Raw genomic sequence first — 21,989 nt, 5'->3', positions numbered from 1 at the left:
CGAACCAGAGCAATTCAGGTCACTCAGTTTTTTTGTTGCTTATTGTGGAGGTCGCACGCCCAGAAAGAAGCCGATCGTCTCGACGAATTGCTTCCACAGATTGGAAGGGGCGCATACATCCTCAGCCTGACGGTCGGCGAGCAGCGGAGCGACTTCAGTGTCACTTACGTCAAGCACGGCGAGTGTTCCACCAAGGCGATCGCGACATACCCTTTGAATTAGTTCGGGCCCGGAAAGATTGACCGCAACCTCAACAGGAAAATCCAAGCCGGTGTACAGTCCTTCGCCATCGAGAATCTGAAGCAACGTTCCGTCTTCAGAGAAAGCTATGCCGTACTGAGGGTTGTGGGATGCATCGATCAGAGCCAGTTCCCTGTCGGTCGCTTTGTCACGTATCGTCACGATACCGTATACGTCTCCAATGGCGATGCGCAGTCCGTTAGGAGAGATTGCCGGTTGAGCGTTGAAACGGGTGTGGCCGTCCGTGAAGTCCTCGACATTTCCAACAAGGCCGATGCCTTGTGTTACCTTCAGGAATGACCGCCAGTCTTGCGCGGCCGCTGGCCCCCATATTTGCACAACCGGGTTATTATTGCCGCCGGTCGCGAAAACGGTACCGTCCGGCGAAACCGCGAGCGATCGGGCGTGGCGCTCCTGCGATCCAAATGTCTCAGCTGTCGTCCAGTTCGCATCCGCAGTCTCAATCCAGAGACGCGCGGTACTGTTGTTTCCATTCGTCAGGACCTGCGTCCCATCGACATCCAGAAACGCGGCATTGGTGATATCGGTAGCAGAGGCAACCCGAGCGCCCGCAACCCAGCCCCGCTCGTCCTCAAAGGAGGCGATGCTCATTGCCCCCAACGAGACTGCAAGCGCACGTTTCCCTGAAGTGGAGAAGTGTAGTCGGCGTACTTCACTGGGCATGAGTTCGATCAGAGGGGAGGGTGCAAATTTGCCATCGGCGCCTAGTTCGTACATCGTCAAATTGCCATCAATATCACCAACAGCAAAGCGGTCGCCATCTTCGGAGACCGCTGCGGCTGTGGGAACAGTCGGAGTTGCTTCATCCGTATAAATGAGGCGCCAGGTCCCGTCCTCATAGTTCCAAAGCTCAACCCGAGCGGATTGATACCCGAGCACCACAGTCATTCCACTTTGAGAAGAACCGAAGGCGCGGATCATGCCCGATCCACTTTCAAAAGGACTGTGGTTGTTCCAGCCGCTTCTACCCAGCTGCCAGTACGTAAGTCTCGATCCGGAAAGCGGAAGTGACAGTATTCCGTCATTGTCGCCGACGAAACGGGCTGTCGCGAGCTGCTCGTCGATATCTATGAAGTCGGTGTCTTCCCGCCAGCCGTCGCCATCGCGGGTGTAGAAGCGGACCGTTCCATCCTGAGATGCACTGAGCAAGCGACGCGATTGCCCGTCGAAGGACACATCGTAAATTGAAAAGTCGTGCCCGCGAAACTCCGCAAGAAGTGGCGTTGCGTAGTAGGCTTTGATCAGTGTGGGTTCTGCATCGGGAGCAACTGGAGATATCGGCGATTCCTGCGCGCTCAGGATTGCGAAGCGAAGCGCTCTACCGGCATCACCGTTTTCCAAAGCGCTGCTTGAGAGGGCGGCGAGAACGGAGGAGGCCTGCAAGTTCACTGCCCGGGCCTGGATGAGCAGAGATACGGCATATGCGGTCAGAATAGATACCACCACCGAAATGGCTATTGCGCCCCTCCAAGTAGCCCTTCTTCGATCACGGCGTTTCAGTTGATCGAATTCGAGCCCTCGGATGCCTGCCACCAACTTCAGTAGGGCATCCTGTTTACCCACTGCTCGAACATCCACAGCAAATGGCTCGGCTCGTTTGCCGTCGGCTCTGAACGCGGGTGGCAAGCACTCTGCTTGTGGATCGCCCGGTACACCATCGACGATCATGCCGAAAATCTTGTCGCCACGACCGAGCGACCTGAACTCTTGGACTTCATCGTCGACGTAGCTGCTCTTTGCGCTTTGAGGGCTACAGATCACAATTAGTGTGTCCGATCGCTTCAAGGTATCGACGATCTCGGCCCAAAGATCAGGACGAGCGGCCATATCGTCATCGTCTCGGAAGACCGGGTGCAGCCGTCGATCGCCCGGTTGCAGACCTTTGGGCATCCGATAGGTTTCAAGCTTTCTTCCCAACCACTTGCCCCAAGTTTTGTCGGCGTGGCTATAGCTTATGAACGCTCGATACTGTCTCTTCACAAGGCGGCTTATCTTGTTGTTCCTTTGAACGTACCGAGGGAGGGACTCCTCGACCGACGTTGGCAATCCGCTGTTTTTCTATCGAGTGAATCCCAAAAATGGTCTACTCTTGCGGTATATGTACGAGGTTTTTTCATGCTCGACTTTCTAAAAGATGCGGCACGCGTGGCGGTACAAACAGGTCAACAATCGCTTCCACCTGACATTTTGAGTTTTACACTGGAGTACGCCAACAGACCAGAGCTTGATACTGAGCGTCAGCGCTTGGAACAACTCCTAGAGGGAAGCGGTTTCGATCTTTTCGCCTATTCTGAAGAAGATGATCCGGACCTGCTTATCCTTCAATTTCAAGGCATTCAAATCCGTCAATCGCCGGGATTCTTATTCAAGGTTGCGGATGAATTGGCCTCGGAGCTTGACCTTGTGTCGGCCGTTCCCGAGGTGGGACCCGGGTGGATCGAGATCGAGACTGTATCGGATCAACCTGAGGCCGTCGGTGGCATAGTCTGGGCCGCTTGCCGTTCGGATGCACCGCCGCCAAGTGATCCCGATTGGGCAAGGAGGATGATCCAGGCTGACAAAGCGGAAAGTGAATTTTCCGTAACAGGGCATGGCGTCCTGATTGGCCAACCGGATACAGGTGTTGCGGAGCATGAGGAGCTCAAAGAAGGGGTCGACAAGGCACGCGGGTTTAACTTCGTGGACAACTCTACCGACCCGACCGATCCTCTCTCTGCGAGCATGTCCTCGCCCGGTCATGGGACTAGCACATCCAGTTTGGTCATTAGTCGAAGCGGCGGTTCAGTGAACGGAAGCGCGCCCGGTGCAACACTGGTACCTATCCGCTGCATCAACGGTGTGGTGATCGGATTAGGTGTCGCTGTTGCCAAGGCGATTGATCATGCACGAAAGCAAGGGTGCAATATCGTGACAATGAGCTTGGGCGGCGGGCTCCAAGGACTGGCTCTGAAGCGGGCAATCCGGAGGGCCGTTGACGCGGATATGATTGTTCTAGCCGCGGCAGGGAACTGTGTCGGCTTTATCGTCTATCCGGCTTGGGACGAAAACGTAATCGCCGTTGCAGGCATTGATGAACATGAAACCCGTTGGAAGGGATCAAGCCGCGGCAGGAAGGTTGATGTCTCTGCGCCCGGAGAGAACGTGACGGTGGCTCGGCGCAAGCCTGGGTCTTCAGATACGTCGGATATCAATCCCGAAGGACAGGGAACTTCTTTCGCCGTGGCCCTAACGGCTGGTTGTGCGGCGCTCTGGATCGAACGGTGTGGACTCGACGCAATTATCGCCGAGGCTAGACAGCGCGATTCCAGTGTACAGGAGCTTTTTCGTGCTGCGATCCGCTCATCGGCAAGGCGCCCGGAGAAATGGAATACGAATAAAATGGGTGCCGGAATCGTCGATGCCCATAATCTATTGAATACGCCACTGGACAAGATACCCGAACCAGAGGCCGTCACGTCGCAAGCGACAAGTGAGCTCGTTTTCGGAACGTCATCTTTTGGTAGATTTGAATCGGAAGCGACCTTTCTCGCAAGCGATCAACTCATTCGGAAGAGTGGTTCTTCGGTTCTGCTGGAAGGTGCGGACATGCCAAGACCGTCGCCTGGATTCGAAAGGCTACTTCGCGAACGGCACCCGGAAGCGCTCGGGCAACCATTTGTTGCAACCGGACCTGCAACCCCTGTCGAACTGCCCGAAGAAGTTATCGGCCGCATCTCGACCCGTAGTGGTGCCTTCCTTGAGTCACTAGGCAACTCGAACCAGGTCCTTGTCCAAGCCGAAGCCGTTCTAGCCTATCATGAAGGTATTCAATCGGAGTCCTTAGGCTCCGGTGCAAGGGGCGAGTTTCTTGCTGGAATAGAAAGCACGCTGGCCGACATCGGACGAAATGGGGCACAGGCGTTGGAGGGCGTCGACCATGACCGAGATGTGCGCCTTGAGGCCTTAGTTGAATTGGTGGGTCGACCCGCGCTGAGGCTGAGCAATGGAGAGACGCCGTTCGATACACAGCACCCTGGCATTGGCAAATTTGCTGAAGGCTTGTGGAACTCGCTCGACGATATCCGTGAACTATCCAGAACAGTCGGCAGGGTCGATATCGATACAGCCAGCGGGTGGCAGCATGTTGGCACCGGATTCGTCTCAGGCCCAAATCAGATAATAACAAACCGGCATGTGCTCGATGCATTTGCTGAGCCGTTTCCGATCGCGTCCGGCACATTCGAGATGCGGCTCACCGCCAATGCCTCCATCAACTTTGATGCAGACGCAGCCGACGACAAAATGCGCTACAGGATCAAGAGCGTGATATCAAGCGGTCGGGACCGCATCGGACGTTTTGTCGATCTATCAAAGCTCGATATGGCCATTCTGGAAATTGAAACCGAAAATGGGCATTCTAGCCATCCCAATACCTTTAGCACAAAATGGCTGCCGACCTCTGGCATTACTGAAGTTGCAGTCTTCGGTTTTCCCGCACGACCGGGACAATCGGCAGCGCCGCAGGGTCAAAGTGCTGCGCTCGAGTATTGGCGGAGGATCCGAGAAATCTATCAGCGAGACTTTGGAACGAAATACCTGAGTCCCGGGGAGATCAAATTCCGTCCAGGTGAGATGGAGGGGGACAAGCGAGGCTGGGCATTCAGCCACGATGCGACCACGATGGGCGGCAATTCTGGGTCGGTTGTGGTTTCAATTGGCGATCAGTTCGGTCCATGCGGTCTCCATTTCGGCGGGCGCACACTTGCGCGAAACATGGCCCACGATCTGACAAAGATCGATACCAGTCGAGACTTGGTTACGCAATTCTGATCCAAAAAGGATGATGACTTATGCTTGAGGACCTTGTCAGTTTAGTCTGCGAAGCAGCCAAAGACGACGATCTTGAGCGCTTGAATGAGGCTTGTTCTGTTTTGATCGCGCGACTTCCTGAGGAACCCGGAACCATCGATGATGAGCTAGCACGAAAGGCCTTAAAGTGTCTGCGTTCAAACCGTCGTTTCGAGCAAATGCGCCGCGTTGCGAACGCGTTCTTGGTTGATGGGAGTGAAGACGCGCTGGTGGTACATTTCCTCGCTCAGGGCATGATCGAGGCCGGCGAACTTCTACCTGCCATCAGGCTGTTGGAGAACGAGGTCGCCAATGAAAACCTCGCAGAGGACGATTGGGGAGAGTTGAAGGGGGCGCTTGGCCGGGCCTGGAAGGACCTGGCAATGCAGACGCGGGACCGGCGACCTGAGATCGCAAAAAACGCCATTCAGAATTCTTTCCGTCATTACAGCCAAGCTTGGATGCAGAATGGAGCAAAGTTCACCTACCAGGGAATTAACATGGTTGCCGTTGGAAATTGGGATGAACGCCAGGGGAAAGGGCAGCACCTGCTGACGACGGCCGATCATGAAGGAGCCCGAGCGGCTGCACTGAGTATCGTCGAAGACCTCACAAGCCGATCCTGTTACGAGCTTGAAAATTGGGACTACGCCATATTGGGCGAAGCACATCTGGGTGCCGGTAACCATGACGAAGCTCTGAAGTGGTATGGTGCATACACCAAACGCGAGGACTCGGCATTTGCGCTCGCAGGGTCGGCCCGCCAATTGCAGCAACTTTGGGATGCGGACAAGCACGATTGGGGCGAGAAGATCCTCGCTCCGATGATTGGCAAGCTCGGGATGGAGGCAGGAGGCGGCTTTACCGTATCGCCTAAAGCTCTCGAACGCCTTGCGTCCGTCACTAAACAACAGCATCAGGCCGTCTTGGGCGACGTAGGCACGAGAACTTACAGTTGGCTCCAGGAAGGATTGCGCGCCGCCAAGTCCGTCGCGATCATATTCAAAGACGGCGCGCCCCACGGCACAGGGTTTGCCGTAGTTGGGAAAGAGCTGGATCCAAAACTTGGAGATGAGATTGTTGTACTGACCAACGCACACGTTGTGAGTGGGACTGGCTATCCTGACGCTGCTAAACCGGCGGAAGCAACAGTAAGGTTCGAACTGATCCACCAAGAAGGTCTTGGACCGTACAGCTACAATGTGGACAAGAAGTTGATTTGGGAATCGCATCCCGACGAGCACGATGTTGCCGTGCTTCGTCTCGATCCGGCGGTGCCGAGCGAACAAATTTCAGAACGCATCTACCACGAGTTGCCGGAGCTCTCAGGGGACAAAAAGAGGGTCTATATTATTGGTCATCCAAGCGGTCGAGAGATCAGCGTTTCGTTTCAAGACAACGAATTGATTGCCTATGAGCGCGAAGTCTACGAGTCGCCGAACAGCATTGTACCCTGCCGAATTCAGTACCGCGCGCCCACTGAACCTGGAAGTTCAGGGAGCCCTGTTTACGATCAGAGTTGGCGCATCATCGGGATCCATCACGCGGGCGGGCGCTATGTGCAAAAGCTTGACGGTTCGCGCAACACTCATGCAGCGAACGAGGGTCTTTGGATCGAATCAATGCGCCGCGCGCTCAGGCAACGAAGTGACGGGCAAGATCACTGATGCCTTACTGACGACAGATCATTTCAATTATTTGCTTGCTAGGAAAGTCCAAAGGGGGGAAATACCGTGAGATTAATAGATCCATACTCACCATCTGAGCTGCCACCTGACGTTCTCGTGATGTCTTCTTCACATTACGAAGTGACGGAAACTGCACTAGCTGGAGTGGGCGGCGGAGCCCCCGTCCTTGATCGTTGGGATGTACTTACCCACAAATACCGGTTCACGGCTGATGCAAAACTTGGCTTTCTCGGAAAGCTGTTTAGTGGCAGTGGTAAGTCGGTAAGGGCTGGCGTTACGCAAGAGGCCAAGCAGTACCGCCTTGATCAAACGGACGACGGACGGGTGGTCGAAACGGGTGTGGCCGTCCGCCTCGCTGTCGCCACAACGAGCTTCGACGCACAAACCGAACTATCGGTGCCTAATCTCGCCGCTGCAGCCCAGTTGGGATTGGCGGAGACGCGGATTGGTATCTATGTGATGGGGTTCCGCGGCCCAATCGGTGACATCATGCCGGCACCCGCCGACCTGAATGTCGAAAACTTTGGCAGTTTCATGGACGCCTTCGAGGCGATTCAGAAGCGAGTCTTTAGTATCGAAAGTGTGCCGCTTTTGTCGCCAACGGTTCTTGGCTACCAGGACACGTCTGAGGACGCCACTGGGACCTTCACAACCGAGGCCGCTTTTGAGGTGAGTGACCAAACGGATCGCGAGAAAGAAATCGACTTGAGTGAGGACGCTCACCTCGATCCCGACGACGACGCCCGTTTATCGTTTCCGGAATACGAAACAGAAGCGCTGCGTCCATGGCGAGTGGCGGAGAGCCTTTTGCAGCTGCGTGACCAAGTGAACAAGCAAGCGCCGAACCGAAGCAAAAAGAGCGACGGTTCAATTGGCGACGCTGCCCATGCAACACGGGCATCTGACCACAACCCATGGGTGGTGGATGGGTCGCATGGCGTCGTAACTGCGATCGATATTACGCACGACCCAGACAACGGGTTTGATGCAGAGAAACTAGCAAAGGCATTGCAGTCGACCCAAGATCCAAGGCTCAAGTACATTATCTGGAATCGTCGGATTTTGAGTTCGACGAAAAAACCATGGAAGTGGAGGAATTATAGCGGAAGTAATCCTCACACGAAGCATATTCATATTTCTGTTCATTCCGAGAAGTCAAAATACGATGGGACTGGAGCCTGGACAATTTGAGGCTTTCGCGTTCTGGCTCCCTGCATGGTAGGACGATAACGGAGCGCCATCTCTCAAATAGTATTGGCTAGCATCTCTGACTAAAGAAAAGTGGGTTAAGACAATGAGCTTTCATTGGAAATTTGCGAGTTCCGAGATTGACGAAAGATATTCCGAGGACGCTATCGGGTTCTCGGCTTGGAAAGAGAGCATAGCGTATCTCGACAATCTGGATGACTATCAAAGAGATGCTTCCGACTACAGCGAGGAGCAGCGCCTAAGAGCTACACAGGCACTATCGATGTTCACTCAACCGAGTTCCGCACAGCAAGTAGCGCCGACGATTTTCATTTCACACCAAAGCAAGGACGTGGCCTACGCGGAGCGTGCGGCTTGGCTGGCTTGTCAGGAGGGGATTGGCTACTGGCTGGACGTGCACGATCCAACCCTGACTCATGCAAACAAAACGATACCTAGAAACAGCGCGGTGTATCCGGTGTTGATTGCTGCCATTATTGAAATGGCATTGTTGAACAGTTCGCATCTCATTGCGATTCACACTAAGAATAGCCAGAAATCATGTTGGGTTCCATATGAGTTCGGTCGGGTCCGTGATCAACGGATTCAGTCGAAGGATTGCGGTAGCTGGTTTCATCCGATGACACGCCAAGCGGATCATGGAGATTACTTGCAACTGGCTCGAGCAACGCAGGGGGGCGAAAGCGACATTACAAGATGGCTGCGCCAATGGTCTTCAAGCGGTTTGAGAATAAAATGGCCCTATCCTTACACGCCGCCCAAGCTCCCCATTTAGCTGCCATCTCGTTTGGCGATTCAAATATTGGATCCGTTGATTCGTTCAAACCTCCGGATTAGCTTTCGATTGTTGGATCGGGCAGAGCCGCTTTCGCACAGGAGAGGATATCCTTCGCGTTGTAATTATTGATCAACCTCTTCTAAGTTGATCAAACGCGCCAACGGCGGTCGCCGCAGCGATCTGGGCTTCCTCGCCATCTATTCGGAGACGTGTGTCCAAGAGCAGTCGGCCGGCTCGTGCAACCATTTTCCCGCCTTTTGCATAAAATGATCGACCGTTAGGTGTCGGATTTTGCGAAAGCAAGCGTAGACCATGGCGCATATCGGCCTTTCCTGTGCGAAGGCGGCCCGTGATGGCCTTGCAGAAGCCAAGACTTACCAGTGCTTCGCCGCGTCCGGTCAGATCACCAACGCCCATATCGTAGATTTCTAGCGCCTTGCGTGCATCGGCAAGGGCATCGGAAATGAGCAGCGGAGATCCGAGACCGGCCAACCGAATGTTGGCGTGACAACGGATCATCAAGCTGCCCACCGCGGCGTTGCCAAGCTGGTCGTAGGCGCGTGTTGCAAGAGCCCGTGACTGTTGGAAACCACGTCTTGTTTGTGCTCTCGTATGCATTCTCTGAGCCAATGAGTAGTATGCACTTGCGCGACTGGTTGTCAGTTCTTCCAGATTGCCGAATTTCTCTGAGTTTTGCTCCCAAAGAGCCTGTCGTGTGTTAATGACAGCCAAAGGACTGAGATAGATGCAACCGTGAAGCCCGAACCAAGAGGCGGCCTTCTGCCAGTGCGTTAAAAGGGTATCCCAAGCTTCTGGTCGTTCTGGTTTGCTCGCAATGAAATTATCAGATGCTGCCAGGTCTCGCATGGCGGCCCATACCCTAAACAGCATAGCTCCTTGTGTGACGGGAACCAAGCCTTCGCCGTCGCCGGTGCTTCTCGCATCGATTGCTGCAAGTGTTCGCTCAATATCTATAGCGCTAGCCCCAGGTGTTTTCGGGACGGACGAGCCATTGAGAAATCTAAGACGCGGATCGCGCATTTCGCGAACAAGGTCGTTCTGCAATCGCGTGGCGGCAAGGAAGTCGGGCACGCCACGTAGTGATCCAGCCCGCCTCAGGTCGCCCGCTTCTCCCAGGACCTTGGCGGCCTCAGCCAAACTTTCGCATAGGTCCACTACACTGCCGCTTCGGTATGCAACCGACGAAAACCGATCTTTGAAGAGCGTCAGAAGATCACGGAGCAGCGCGTTCGGCTCGACACCGGCTTCGTGCAAAACGAGTATCGGTTTCTTGAGGATCGCAGCAGTGAAAATCTCCATCTCAAGATAGCTCGCCGAAGAGGTACCTTGATCGAGCCTCACGCCGCTGCCGTGGCGCTTGCCGAGCAGAAGCACGAACAAGCTACAGGTTTCGATGGCCTGACGGCACAGCGTCAGGATGTCTTCGTCTTTCTGAAATCGCTCATTCAACGCCTCCCATGTCACCAAAGGCGCTGATAGGCTTGGGGCAAAGTCGAGCATCGCCTCCCGCAGTGGATAGCGTGCATCAAGAATACCTTCATTCTCCAACAAATTGGACGACAGAAAGATGGTTCCTTTACCTTCTGGGTTTGGGATCGTTCCCCGATGCGAATCCATGTCAAAGCCTACGAGGGTTGCCTGGGCGATGCGAATTGATGCTACAGTTTCAAAGCTAAGGTTCAAATTTGTGATTGGCGTTTATCCACACTTCGAAACGCAGTCCTACTGTTCTTCATTATGACGAACCTTGGCTGGTCAGGGCAGGCCGAACACGCCGAGATGAGACCAGGAGAAGGCATGAGCGATATCGAACGAAGTGGTGACCTATCGCCCCAAGGGATCGAGGGAAATCTTGTCCCCGCGGACACTTTTGTGGCTGATCCAGGGTACGATCTCTTTATAAGCTACAAGCGGTCTGATGCGGCTTCTCACGCGTCCGCTCTAAGGAAATGGCTGAAGAGATACCGGCTGCCCAGATCTCTTCAGACGGAAGAAAGAAAACGAAACCTCGAGGTATATCTCGACGAGATCAATGTTCGAGCAAAAAGCGACTTCCTCCAAGAGATTGTACCGGCTCTCGGACAATCACGGTTCTTCCTGGTCGTGAACTCAAAAGACGCAGCAAAGGCCGCTCAGGACGGTACACCCAACTGGGTGGTTCGGGAGCTTCTCGTCTTTCGAAATGATGGCAATCCACGTCGTGATCAGATCGTCGCTGCGACGCTGGATGCAAATTTTGATGCGCCCTTACCGGGCGGGCTGGATAAAGAGTTGCCTCGTATCGAGCGGATCGACATTCAGGAACTCACAAGCTGGTGGCGGTGGTGGCCACCGAAACGCCTGCGCATTGAGAGCGAGCTTTTGCCTCTGATCGCAACGCTGAGGGACATCGAGCCAGACGAAATGGCCACCCTGCGGCGAGAAGCACAGCGGACGGCGATGAATCGGCTGGTTGCACTGTCTGCTTCCGCGATCGTTGCGACGTTCATACTTTTTTTCGCAATGATTTGGAAAGTCGAAGCAACGCGGTCAAGCTTTGAAGCGATTTTCGCGCAAGCCGAGGCAAGTCTCAGCGGATCGGAGGCGCACACCATCACCGCTGCTAACGCTGCGAGAGACGGAGATTACCTTGGCTCGATTCGATTGCTAGCGGAGGCTCAGAAACTTGCCTGGACGACACGCGCTCAGGCGGCTGCTTTGTCGCTCGAGGAACCACTCGCAGTTTTCGATCATACCGTGGAATTCCAGGCTTGGAGGACGGCGTTTTCGTCGGAAGGAAAGCTCGCCTTGGGCGGCTTCGATGGCGAAGTTGTCCTCTATGATCCGGTGCAAATGACGCAAGTCACAGTCCGACAATCTGATGGCATTCCCGTTGTCGATTTGGCCTTCGAACCAAGCGGAGATCTTCTAGTTGTTCTGCGAAAACCGGCGAATGCCGCGTGGAACAGATCTGGTCTTAGCGAAATCGCAAGCCGTCTCGAGAGGATTTCGCCTTCAGGTGATACTGTTGACCTGGGCTCGCCTCCAAGCGGCGCAGCTTGGCTCTCCGTCGCGAGAAGCCAGAACTCTGCTGTGCTTCTCGCAGGTGCAGACGACGGTGTCTGGCTGCTGGATTACGAAGCCCAAGCTTGGCTAAAGCTTGACAATGGAGATAGCCGTGGGGGACCACATGGTCCAGTTTCTTTAGCTGCGTCATCAATGGGCGACTTTGTCGCTGCGTCAACCATCCAAGGTGCGATCACGGTTTGGCGTGTCGCAGACCGTCAGCTGGTCGATCGGTGGCTTGTCCCAAGGCCAGAGGGCACCTTTCCCTACAACCCGTTTGATCTTGTGTTCCTAGAGTCGGGCCCAGACCTTGTATTTGGCTCTTTCGACGGCTCCGTTCACCGCTGGGATTTCACCTCGGGTGCAGATCCGATGGTCTTGGCCATGCCTCATGAGCAAGCAGTTACGAGTGTCGCGCTGACACCAGACGGCCGTCGACTTGCGACTGGCGGATGGGATGCGGTTGCCACTGTGATGGGCGTTGGCTCAACGCAGACTGCTCAAGAACTGAGTGTCGGGCATGAGGGTTTACGTGCCGGTGTGATGGACATCTCATTGTCGCGGGATGGAGTGTGGCTGGCCACGAGCGAGGCCGTTCCGCTCAATCGAGGGGGTGTTGATGACCCGGGTGCATGGCTTTTCGGAATTGTGCGAGTGTGGCGGCTTCGTGCACCTGAGGAGCCAGATCCGACATGGCAGAGGCCTTGGTGGACGGTGGGCTTCGACTCTTCCGGCGCAATCCTGTCGGCAAGAGTCGAGAACCCTGTGAGATTCGTTAAAGAAGGGCAGTCACCAATATCCATACCCGCGGCGGTCAATGTTTGGGACGCAGTCGCGGAGAGTCAACGAGAGGGGGATTCAATCAGGGCGCTGAGGGTCGATGACAGTTTCGGCCGAGAGGGTGATTACGTTTCCGTTCAATTTGATCACCGGCCTGGCTCAACCCTCGTCGGCTCAGTTTCCTTGTCTCCAAGCGGCCAACGGGCTGCGTTTCTGAGCGCTAAGGTGAATATGGACGGAGCTTCGCTGGTTAATCCGGAGGTTGTCCTCGTCGACCTTACAACTGGTGAAGTTGTTCAAAGAAGAGAAATATCCCTGGCACCGATCCGAGCATTCGGACCTTTGGAATTCTTTGACGACGAAACGGTGATTGCTTCATTGATCGCAACTGTCGGCGCGCCCGAAGAGCAGCGCGGCTCCCATGTGTGGTGTTGGAATGTAAGTTCGAATTCACTGGAGTTGATTGTCAGCATAGAAGAGCAATCGATATTTGACATGGCTGTTTCAAGCTCAAATGGAATGATTGCCATAAGTGACGACTTCCGGACCATCATAGTCCTTGATCTGGCTGGACAAGAAATTTGGCGCGCCGACGCGGATCGCCGGTATGCAAACTCGCCAGCACAGCTGTCGTTTTCACCGGACGGAAGGACGTTGTTTGCGGCGACTACTTCTCAGCTGCATCGATGGGAAATCCGCGATGGATGGAAAGAAGTCCAGGGTTCCGTAGATACCGAGTTCAAGCCGCAGGACATGGCAGTCGATCCCTCTGGACGGCTATTGATTATCGCAGATCGGAATGGTTCGCTCAGATATGTTGATGTTTCCTCTTTCGAACAGCTGTTGGTCAAGGAGATGGGTATCGGACCGCTTCTAGAACTCTCTATCAGCCCCGATGGAAGGCGGATTGCCGCAATAGGCGTGAGTGGGCAGCGAGTTCTCGGAGGCATTCTTCCGAGTTCGGTTGAGGAAGCTGAGCGCATGTCCCGATTGACAATAATTGGCGGCAGTCTTGCCCGGCTTAGTTCAGAGGAAGAGTCGCGGCTGGTGGTTCAGTTCACGGAGCCAAATCTCGGCAGTTTGGCGAGCGCCGAAGATGCGGAGTTTTACAAGATTCTCCGATCTAGTGGAATTGCACTTCGGATCCCTGAAATGTGGCTAGAATGGCTTATTGCGACAGAACCACTCAAAATTTCGGAAGACATGGAGATATGGCTGAGCAAGCACCGTGACCACCCATTTGCATCTAACCTCGTGCATTGGATAATTCCGCAACAGCGTCAGAACTAGCTTGTTTCTGCGCATTGCGCTTAAGTAATCTGTCACCTTGAAATGCACCTGTGGTTGGATTTATCCGAAGGCGATTTTGGTTGAGATTCCTTATCCGGCCTCATCTCCGAGGCCCTGGTAGCTCAAGAGATTCGCAATCGACTTTGGGAGGCGAAAAAACGCCAGCTGTCAGTCGGACTTCCACCATGTCCAATGTGGCTTTGCGATGGCGCTCAGGAAGGGAACGGCACGCATGCCGAAACAGATTGTAATCACTTAGGCCGACGTTCCAATGCCGAAGTACGTCGTATGATGAAGCTATCGTCGTTAACGTTAGACCGAGACTGTCGAACTCAATGCTACCGGTCCCGAACCCATGCCCTCCCACAACGAAGACAGGCTCTTCGGTTTCGACATCGTGAAGCAGAACGGGGCCAGTGTCTTCGCGTGTTGCCACATGAAAACCAGAGTTGGAAATGCCGGCTTCAAGGATGCTGAGGCCCCGCCCACTTGAAAGGCGGCTGTAAAGCAGACCACTACGCAGATCATAAACCGCCGCGCCCTGGCTCACCGCAACGGCAAATCGCGGCAACTCGGCGGCGAAGGCAGAGCGTGATAGCGCGAAAACACCAAACAGACTTAGTATGGGTTCATCTGGTCTTTCGACATCCCATACCCGCACTGATTTGGACGTACTATCGTCATCTTGACTAAAGAGTGCAGCGAGGTAGCGGGCGTCGGGAGACAGGACAACTCGCTGCACTTCACCCTCGACGCTATATTCTAACCGTCTGTCCGCGTCGATGACCATGATCTCACCATCGCGGTTGCCGACTGCGATGACCTCTGCCCGGCGCGCGATGTGCACATCCGTCGGGCGAGGCGGTATGTCGACGATCTCGTTCAGTGCTTCGAAGGACGAATAACGGTAGAGATGCACCCGGTCAGCATCCCGAAGGATGACCGCGACCAAATCCTGCTCGTCAGAAACCACAGCTTCAAGCAAATCAGATTGTTGTACCGGCAATCGTCGTAACTCTCTGCCGCCCGGCAAATCATACACAACAAACAGCCTTTCGTGTCCCGGACCAAAAAGATCCCAGGAATCAATGTCGAATGTTGCGCGATCACCATGCAAAACATACGTCTCGTTTAACTGAGATGAATAGCCTCCGGAAATCACAGACAAACCTGTATCTCGGCGTCCCGAAAGGTCGAGTTCTTCGCGCATCGCCCCGAAGCCTACATCCCAGCGGCTTACAATACCGCCGCCACCTTCTGCCGTGAGCACACGCCCTTCGTCCGATATTTCGATGCCGCCGATTCCTCCAACTCGGCCACTTCGGTAGAACGCGCGGCCAACTGTGTCAAAGATCACTAGTGAATGATCTAAACCACCAACTATGTTGTTGTTTTGTGAGGAAATCGCTATGTAACGACTGTTTGGGGAGTAGGTCAGATCCATGATCCATCCGCCAGCGGTGGTGCTAATGACGTCAATTGTCCCGCTTTCAACGTCGAAGATCCTCAGCAAGTCTTCCCTATCAGTGTAAGCTAGTTGAGTGCTATCGGGTGAAAAGACCATGGGCCCGATGGTTGCGTTATAAAACGGTGTACTGCCCGTGAAAGAAGGATCGAGCAGGCTGCAGATCACTTCCACACCGGTGGATGCGTTGAAGATGCAGACCCTGGATCCTGCAGGGCCACCTATGTCATAGTCCACTGTCCCCGCCAGAAATCGTCCATCAGGTGAAAAGACAGTCGGCGACACAAACACAATTTTGCCCTCTTTTGGAGTCGAGGGGCGGATCGCAGTGTCAACACCTCCGACCAGATCGCGGATAACAGGTCCATCTTCGGTTTGAGCAATAACGCGTTGACCACGATGATCGAGCGCCGTGATGGTGCCAGATCTGCTCTCAGCGGCCGCTAGGTACGTTGCTTCGCCATTTGCGGGACGATAGACGAACAATTCCCCGTCTTTCATAGGCCAGACTAGTGCGGAGCCGTCGCCCGACATGACCACCGGACCCGAAAAACCGTCGGCTTCTTCAAACCCGGCTATAGGATCCGTGACCGTGGGTGCCTCAGGCATGGTCAATTCATTGCCCAAGTCTACAATCCTAGCTTGCCAAATGATGTCGTCCTCGTCTGTGAAAAGTTCGGGCGACACTACAACCAGATCCTCAAAGTTACCCTGATTGTCTTCGTGTGTCGTTGGTAGTGTCGGAGCGGTCGTTGGCTGATCTTGCCATTGAATAACAGCATAACGGCCACCGGGGGTCAGGCGTGTATTGAAGACATATTCGCCAAGCCCGTTCGGCAGTTGGGAGGCCTCTAGGATTGAACGCAACCGTTGATGGGAGAATGCTTCCGCCATGACCTCGACCGATTGGCTCCGCGGCATGCCTTCGGTGAACTTGTCGGGGTCGAGAAGCCAGGAAGCGATCGCGGTACGAACAATTTCCACAGGCGCCATGCCGTTATCAAGCATTGTCGCGGCATCCCTTGCCAGGATATCAGAATAACTGCGACGATTATCTAAAGAAATTTGGTAGAGCACAAACGCCCCAGCAATGCCCAACGCAGTGACGCTCACCATCGAAGTGCGAATGATCCGGCGCATGTTTCGACTCGCGCGTATGAACTGCGCGTGAAGCGGGAGTACCTCTGGTGCTTTTGGGGGTTGCTTAGTGACCCACTTTTTCGCGCTATCGACGTCGCGACCCCGCAACAATCGCCGCGCTCTTCGACCCGAGGCTAGCCAGTCTTGTGCGGCAACAAGATAGCGGGTGTGCTCGCGTATCCAATCCGCGTTGGTTACAATGGCAGTGTGCAATGCGTCGATATCAAGCGCACCATCTCCGTCTGCAAAAAACCACTGTATACCGCCTACGATCTCCGGCATTTGGTCGTCCAAATTGCGTTCTAATGCGATCGGAAAAATGCGCTTGCCTAGTGAGGCAGCATATTCAAGCTCCTCCTCACAAGCATCTGACGTCACTGATGAAGACGACGCGAAGTAGAGCAACAAGTCGCTCTGTGATATCAACGACCGCACACGTTCCGCCCACGGCTCCGACGGAAGGATGTCGTTCAGATCTTGCAGGAACTCAATATCTTTTCTGACAAGCTCACGAAGCGTGTGTAGGACAACGTCGAGGTCTTCTCTGGCGTAGCAGACGAAAGCCTTGAGGGGCGGCACGAAATCGTTTTGTTTTTGCGTTTCAGATTTCTCGATGTTCGGCAAAATGTTATTCATATTGCCGCGCCTAGGCTAGTAAGTTCTCGCGAACACTTTGTCGCGCCTGCTTTTCCAACGGGCATAAAGAAGGCCCATGGTTTGCCCAATACAAGACATCTGGAACAAATAGTCGTTGCTTGGATCAGCGCAATTAAATGTCGTTCAAAAGTCATTAGGTATTCGCAACCCAGGAAATTACGCGTGGTCTAGTAGTCAAACTCAGATGTCTATCATCTGGGAACGCTACGACCTTAGCACAAAGGTGATGAAGCTCGAAGGAGCTTGTTGGTTGCTCCTTTGAAATCTGCCACATCAGAAACGGGAGGAGTGCGGTCCCACTGGTCGATTGTTGCTGCCTGCGAAGCTAAGCATACCAGTTTGTCGAGGGTCAGGGTTGGCACTCAAGACAGCAGCATTCGGCATGCTGTAGCCGACTTCGAATATGCCAGAGACAGTGTTTGGGCCCAGTTTGTGGTGCCGAAGTCCTTGGCGGCCAAGGGGCTTTGTGATCTGTGTGCTTGCGATGGACTAGTTTTTCGTTTCGGTGAAGGATCGGACCGAAGCAGTAGTGATGCGAGGCGGTTGGGCAGCTCGCATGTGCGGCCCATGTGCACGGGATGACTTTCGCACTTTTCGGGCGCCAAGTCTGGATAGACGCCGATGGCACTTTGCACGCCACGCCTTCCAATTCTACGCCGCAACCCGCGGCACCACGCTCTCGACCAATCGCAGAAATCGTGAGTTTGCAAGCCCCTACAACCAACGATAATTTCGACCCCTGCGAACTGCTCCAGCGCAGTCGACATCTGTGTTTTCCCATAGCAAGTTGCCAACTTCTTGGTCACTTCTGGCGACGCATCTCCAGGCTAGGCAGTGCGCCAGCTCTTTATGAGACTAATTTGGGTTCAGAGCAGATGAACTAAATGATTTTGGGGTTCAGCCGGAGCGTCGAATAGGTTTAGTTCTAACCCGGGCCGCGGAAAGAGGCCGCGCCGGTCGTCTCATGCGTTGTCTTGGGTCTGGTGTGGTGACTTCCGCGATCCATGACCAAGCCTCGAATTTGTCTCCGGTCTGGCGCAGATGGGTATAGCGCTTCAGAGACGTCCAGGACCGATGACCTGAAACGGCAGCCGCGTGTGGGACGTTGTATCCGATCTCGAACAGGCGTGAGACGCCTTCGTGCCGCAGGTCATGGAAGCGCAGATCCTCGATCCCGAGAAACTGCGTTGCCCGAGTGAACGCAGCGCTGATCGCATCGGTGGAGTAGGGGAAGATCTGGCTCGTGTGTTTGGGCATCGCTTCGATGATCGCCAGCGCCGGATCGGGCAGGTCGCACCAGACGTCGTTGCCAATCTTGTCTCCGGGGTTCTTCATGTCGCGTACTAGGACCCGTTTGCCGTCCTTGTCGAGGTCCGCCCACGTGATCCGGGTGATCTCTTCCTGCCGCCGGGTCGAGAAGATCGCAAAGGCGATAACGCGATGCATCGGGACGGAGGAGGGGCGGCGGATCGAGCGGTCGAGGAAATGCGCCATCAACTGGTCGAGTTCGTCCAGCGTAGGTCGCCGGTCGCGGTGGCGGCTCTTCTGCGTCAGCCCTAGCTTCTTGGCGACGATCATCGCATTACGCATCGCGCGTTCGTCCAGCGGATAGTTCCAGGCCGGACCGGCCACCGTGAAGACCGCGCTAAGATGGGAGAGGTAGTTGGCCACGGTTTGCGGTGAGACACCCGACTTTAGCTTCTCCTGAGCGAAGGCCACGATGTCGGCGCTGTCGATCTGGGCGCAAGGCTTGTCCGCGATGTCGAACTCCTTGATGCTCTTGAGAACCTGCGCCTTGGTCCGACCGATTGCCTTCGCACTGTCTTCGACATATTTGTCGATTGCGTCGCTTAGGGTCACTTCGCGGCCGCGGGTCTCTCCGATGGGCAGGTTTTCGAGTGCGCCGGGCTTGGTGAGGTCCTTCTCGCGCTTCTCGATCCAGGCCGCGGCGGTCGAGCGCAGTTCGAAGGTCCGGTTCTCGCGCCAGACAGTTTTTCCAGCCCGCCGAACTGCGATTTGGGCAAGCCAGGCGGCAGAGCCGTCTTTGCGCTTTCGCTTGATAATGGTACCCATGGGGTTACAACATTTGGCCAAAGTTACAACATTTGTTGTAAACCTTGCCCAAAATGGACGAGAATTACAACATATGAGACAGTAATGGGGCGGATAGATGAGCGGTAAATGGCTGATAAAAATATAAAATATAATGTTCTCAATGCGTCCCGCTTATCGGTCGCGCCTATGATGGATTGGACCGACCGCCACTGTCGGTATTTTCATCGGCTGCTTAGCTCGGAAACCCTGCTGTATACCGAGATGGTAACCGCACCGGCGCTTGTTCGGGGTGGGGCGCTGCATCTGTTGGATCATTCACCGCAGGAACATCCCGTGGCTTTGCAGTTGGGTGGGTCCGATCCGGAGGAGCTGGCGCAAGCGGCGCGTTTGGGTGCTGATGCAGGATATGATGAGATCAATCTGAACTGTGGGTGCCCGTCGGACAGGGTGCAGTCTGGTACTTTCGGGGCGGTTCTGATGAAAGATCCGGCGCGGGTTGCAGAATGCGTCGCAGCAATGCGCGACGCGGTTAATGTGGATGTCACGGTCAAATGCCGCATCGGTGTGGATAATCAAGAGCCCGAAGAAGCTCTGCCTGCGTTTCTTGAGCAGATCAGTGCGGCAGGTTGTCAAAGAGTAACGATCCATGCGCGCAAGGCGTGGTTGCAGGGGTTGAGCCCCAAGGAAAACCGCGATGTTCCACCGCTTGATTATGACCTTGTGCATCGGATGAAAGCCGCGTTTGCGGATCTGCATATATCGATCAATGGTGGTATCGCCAGCTTGGATGAAGCAGCAGCACATCTGGACGCGGGTCTTGACGGTGTCATGATCGGTCGGGCGGCCTATCATCAACCCGGTGATATCCTGGCAGATGCTGACCGGCGCATATTTGGCGTTGGAACCGTTCGCGATCCGATGACGGTTGTTCAAGAAATGGTGCCCTATGTTGAGGGGCACCTTGCCAATGGCGGGCGTTTGCACCAGATCACGCGGCATATGCTGGGTATCTTTGCGGGGCGTCCCGGTGCGCGGGCATGGAGGCGCGCCTTGTCCGAAGGGGCCGTGCATGAAGGGGCCGGGCCAGAAGTCATGCTACAGGCCCTGAACCACATAGCGCCGATGGTCGAGGTTTAGACGGCAAAAGGGGGGACGATGCCCGAGACAATTTTGCTGGCCCAGATGATGGGCCTTTTGCTTGTGATCGGCGCGCTGGCCGGTGTGCTTGCCGGGCTGTTGGGAGTGGGCGGCGGTATCGTTCTGGTCCCCGCGTTCTTCTATGCGTTTCAAACGCTTGGCTATGGCGGCCCGCAACTGATGCAGCTCTGTCTGGCGACGTCGCTGGCCACGATCATTGTAACGTCGATGCGGTCAGTTCTTGCCCACAACAAGAAGGGTGCGGTGGACTGGGATATCCAGCGCGATTGGGGGCCGGGTATTGTCGTCGGCGCAATTGTCGGAGTGTTGGTCGCATCGGCCCTGCGGACCGAGGCTTTGCAGGCACTGTTCGGAATTCTGGGCATGGTGATCGGTGCCTATCTTGGGTTGGGTCGCGCAGAATGGCGGTTGGGCGACTCAATGCCCGGCGGTATCAAACGGGCCGTCCTATCCCCGCTGGTCGGGTTTCTTTCCGTTCTGATGGGCATCGGCGGCGGCAGTTTCGGTGTGCCGCTGATGAGCCTCTATAACACCCCTATCCACCGCGCGGTCGCGACCGCGGCCGGGTTTGGGGTGATCATCGCCGTACCGTCGGTCATTGGGTTCTTGTTTGTGGATATCGCGCCCGAGCATCGCCCCCCGTTGACCATTGGCGCGGTTAATCTTGTGGCCTTCGGGATCGTTGTCGCAATGACAATGATCACCGCGCCATGGGGGGTAAAGCTGGCCCATGCAATGGACCCAAAACCGTTGAAACGTGTCTTCGCCGTGTTCCTGACGCTGGTCGCGCTGAACATGCTGCGCAAGGCTGTAGGCTTATGAGCGATTTTTCGGCCCGGGGCTGGGTGAAATTCCCGTATGATCCGGTGCTGGCCGAATGGGTGAGCCACGCTTTGCCTGCCGCACGGGCGTCTACAAAGGATCCGGTCCACGCGGAATGGTTGGATTGCGAAGGGACGTGGTTCATCGGTGTCGACGCACTGCCCAATGACACGAAGGGCAGGGTCGGGCAGTCCGGGCCGTTGAACGGCAAGGCCATGGCGTTCATCGACAAACACTTTGGAGATTTACCGCTGCACAAGGGGCAGGTTTCTGTTGTTTATCCGGGTTATCCGCGCCCGCGCCGGGGTGAGAATGAAGCGGCCACCCGCTACCGTCGAAACAGGGATGCGGCCCATGTGGACGGTTTGCGCCCAACAGGGCCGGATCGCCGCCGCCGGGTTGACGAACCTCATGCCTGGATTCTGGGCATTCCACTGACCGAGGCCAGCGCAGACGCGTCTCCGATGGTGGTGTGGGACGGCAGTCATGACATTCTACGGGCCGCGTTCAGGCAGGCGCTAGAAGGGATGCCGCCTGAGGTCCTGCACGACGTTGACATAACGGATATCTACCAATCCGCCCGTCGCGAGGTGTTTGCGACCTGCCCAAGGATCGAGGTGCCTGCAAAGCCGGGAGAGGCCTATCTGCTGCACCGCCATTGCCTGCACGGGGTTGCACCTTGGGCCGCAGGGGCGACGGCGGGGCAGGATGGTCGAATGATCGCCTATTTCCGCCCCGAATGCTCCGGTGGAGTAGCCGAATGGATCGAATCCGCCTAACGTCCTGTCATTAT

General features: G+C 55.3%; 12 protein-coding genes. 8 read left to right on the top strand and 4 right to left on the bottom strand.

The genetic code is table 11. From position 1 onward, the window contains the following. Positions 1 to 39: 39 nt before the first annotated feature. Entirely contained in the window at positions 40 to 2,178 is a 2,139-nt protein-coding gene (locus ACR3E2_RS07155) for a toll/interleukin-1 receptor domain-containing protein (protein WP_480480267.1), read from the bottom strand. On the opposite strand from ACR3E2_RS07155, the gene ACR3E2_RS07150 reads away from it, so the two are divergent. From ACR3E2_RS07150 to ACR3E2_RS07135, 4 genes are all read left to right on the top strand, one after another. Then, positions 2,113 to 5,070 carry a S8 family serine peptidase gene (locus ACR3E2_RS07150; RefSeq protein WP_480480269.1) on the top strand — a complete coding sequence of 986 codons (2,958 nt, stop codon included), beginning with the start codon at positions 2,113 to 2,115 and terminating at the stop codon, positions 5,068 to 5,070. The two genes, ACR3E2_RS07155 and ACR3E2_RS07150, sit on opposite strands and share 66 nt — an antisense overlap. A 20-nt stretch (positions 5,071 to 5,090) precedes the next feature. Beyond that, positions 5,091 to 6,755 carry a trypsin-like peptidase domain-containing protein gene (locus tag ACR3E2_RS07145; protein ID WP_480480271.1) on the top strand — a complete coding sequence of 555 codons (1,665 nt, stop codon included), beginning with the start codon at positions 5,091 to 5,093 and terminating at the stop codon, positions 6,753 to 6,755. A gap of 141 nt (positions 6,756 to 6,896) precedes the next feature. Then, entirely contained in the window at positions 6,897 to 7,967 is a 1,071-nt protein-coding gene (locus tag ACR3E2_RS07140; protein WP_480492707.1) for a hypothetical protein, read from the top strand. A 103-nt stretch (positions 7,968 to 8,070) separates the two neighbouring features. Then, a complete protein-coding gene (locus ACR3E2_RS07135) occupies positions 8,071 to 8,760 on the top strand; it encodes a toll/interleukin-1 receptor domain-containing protein (RefSeq protein WP_480480275.1) in 690 nt (229 codons plus the stop codon). 132 nt (positions 8,761 to 8,892) lie between these two features. Here the strand turns inward: ACR3E2_RS07135 and ACR3E2_RS07130 are convergent, their stop codons facing one another. After that, positions 8,893 to 10,467 carry a DUF4062 domain-containing protein gene (locus tag ACR3E2_RS07130; RefSeq protein ID WP_480492706.1) on the bottom strand — a complete coding sequence of 525 codons (1,575 nt, stop codon included), beginning with the start codon at positions 10,465 to 10,467 and terminating at the stop codon, positions 8,893 to 8,895. A gap of 114 nt (positions 10,468 to 10,581) precedes the next feature. On the opposite strand from ACR3E2_RS07130, the gene ACR3E2_RS07125 reads away from it, so the two are divergent. Next, positions 10,582 to 13,899, top strand: a complete 3,318-nt coding sequence (locus ACR3E2_RS07125) for a hypothetical protein (RefSeq protein ID WP_480480279.1) — start codon at positions 10,582 to 10,584, stop codon at positions 13,897 to 13,899. A gap of 100 nt (positions 13,900 to 13,999) precedes the next feature. Here ACR3E2_RS07125 and ACR3E2_RS07120 read toward each other — a convergent pair whose 3' ends face one another. Together ACR3E2_RS07120 and ACR3E2_RS07115 are read right to left on the bottom strand one after the other, a co-directional pair. Then, on the bottom strand, positions 14,000 to 17,140 hold the full coding sequence (locus ACR3E2_RS07120; RefSeq protein ID WP_480480281.1) for a toll/interleukin-1 receptor domain-containing protein: 3,141 nt from the start codon (positions 17,138 to 17,140) through the stop codon (positions 14,000 to 14,002). 918 nt (positions 17,141 to 18,058) lie between these two features. Continuing rightward, on the bottom strand, positions 18,059 to 19,234 hold the full coding sequence (locus ACR3E2_RS07115; protein WP_480480283.1) for a tyrosine-type recombinase/integrase: 1,176 nt from the start codon (positions 19,232 to 19,234) through the stop codon (positions 18,059 to 18,061). A 108-nt stretch (positions 19,235 to 19,342) separates the two neighbouring features. Between ACR3E2_RS07115 and dusA the strand changes: the two genes are divergently transcribed. From dusA to ACR3E2_RS07100, 3 genes are read left to right on the top strand one after another with little or no spacing between them, the layout of a single operon-like run. Beyond that, positions 19,343 to 20,353 (top strand): tRNA dihydrouridine(20/20a) synthase DusA, encoded by a 1,011-nt coding sequence (gene dusA, locus ACR3E2_RS07110; RefSeq protein ID WP_480480285.1) that lies wholly within the window; start codon positions 19,343 to 19,345, stop codon positions 20,351 to 20,353. An 18-nt stretch (positions 20,354 to 20,371) separates the two neighbouring features. Continuing rightward, positions 20,372 to 21,196 carry a sulfite exporter TauE/SafE family protein gene (locus tag ACR3E2_RS07105; RefSeq protein WP_480480287.1) on the top strand — a complete coding sequence of 275 codons (825 nt, stop codon included), beginning with the start codon at positions 20,372 to 20,374 and terminating at the stop codon, positions 21,194 to 21,196. Further along, a complete protein-coding gene (locus ACR3E2_RS07100; RefSeq protein ID WP_480480289.1) occupies positions 21,193 to 21,975 on the top strand; it encodes a hypothetical protein in 783 nt (260 codons plus the stop codon). Before ACR3E2_RS07105 ends, ACR3E2_RS07100 begins: the two co-directional genes overlap by 4 nt. Positions 21,976 to 21,989: the final 14 nt, after the last annotated feature.

The sequence above is a fragment of the Ruegeria sp. AL7 genome, from assembly GCF_056536105.1.
This window is presented reverse-complemented; position numbering and strand designations above follow the sequence as displayed.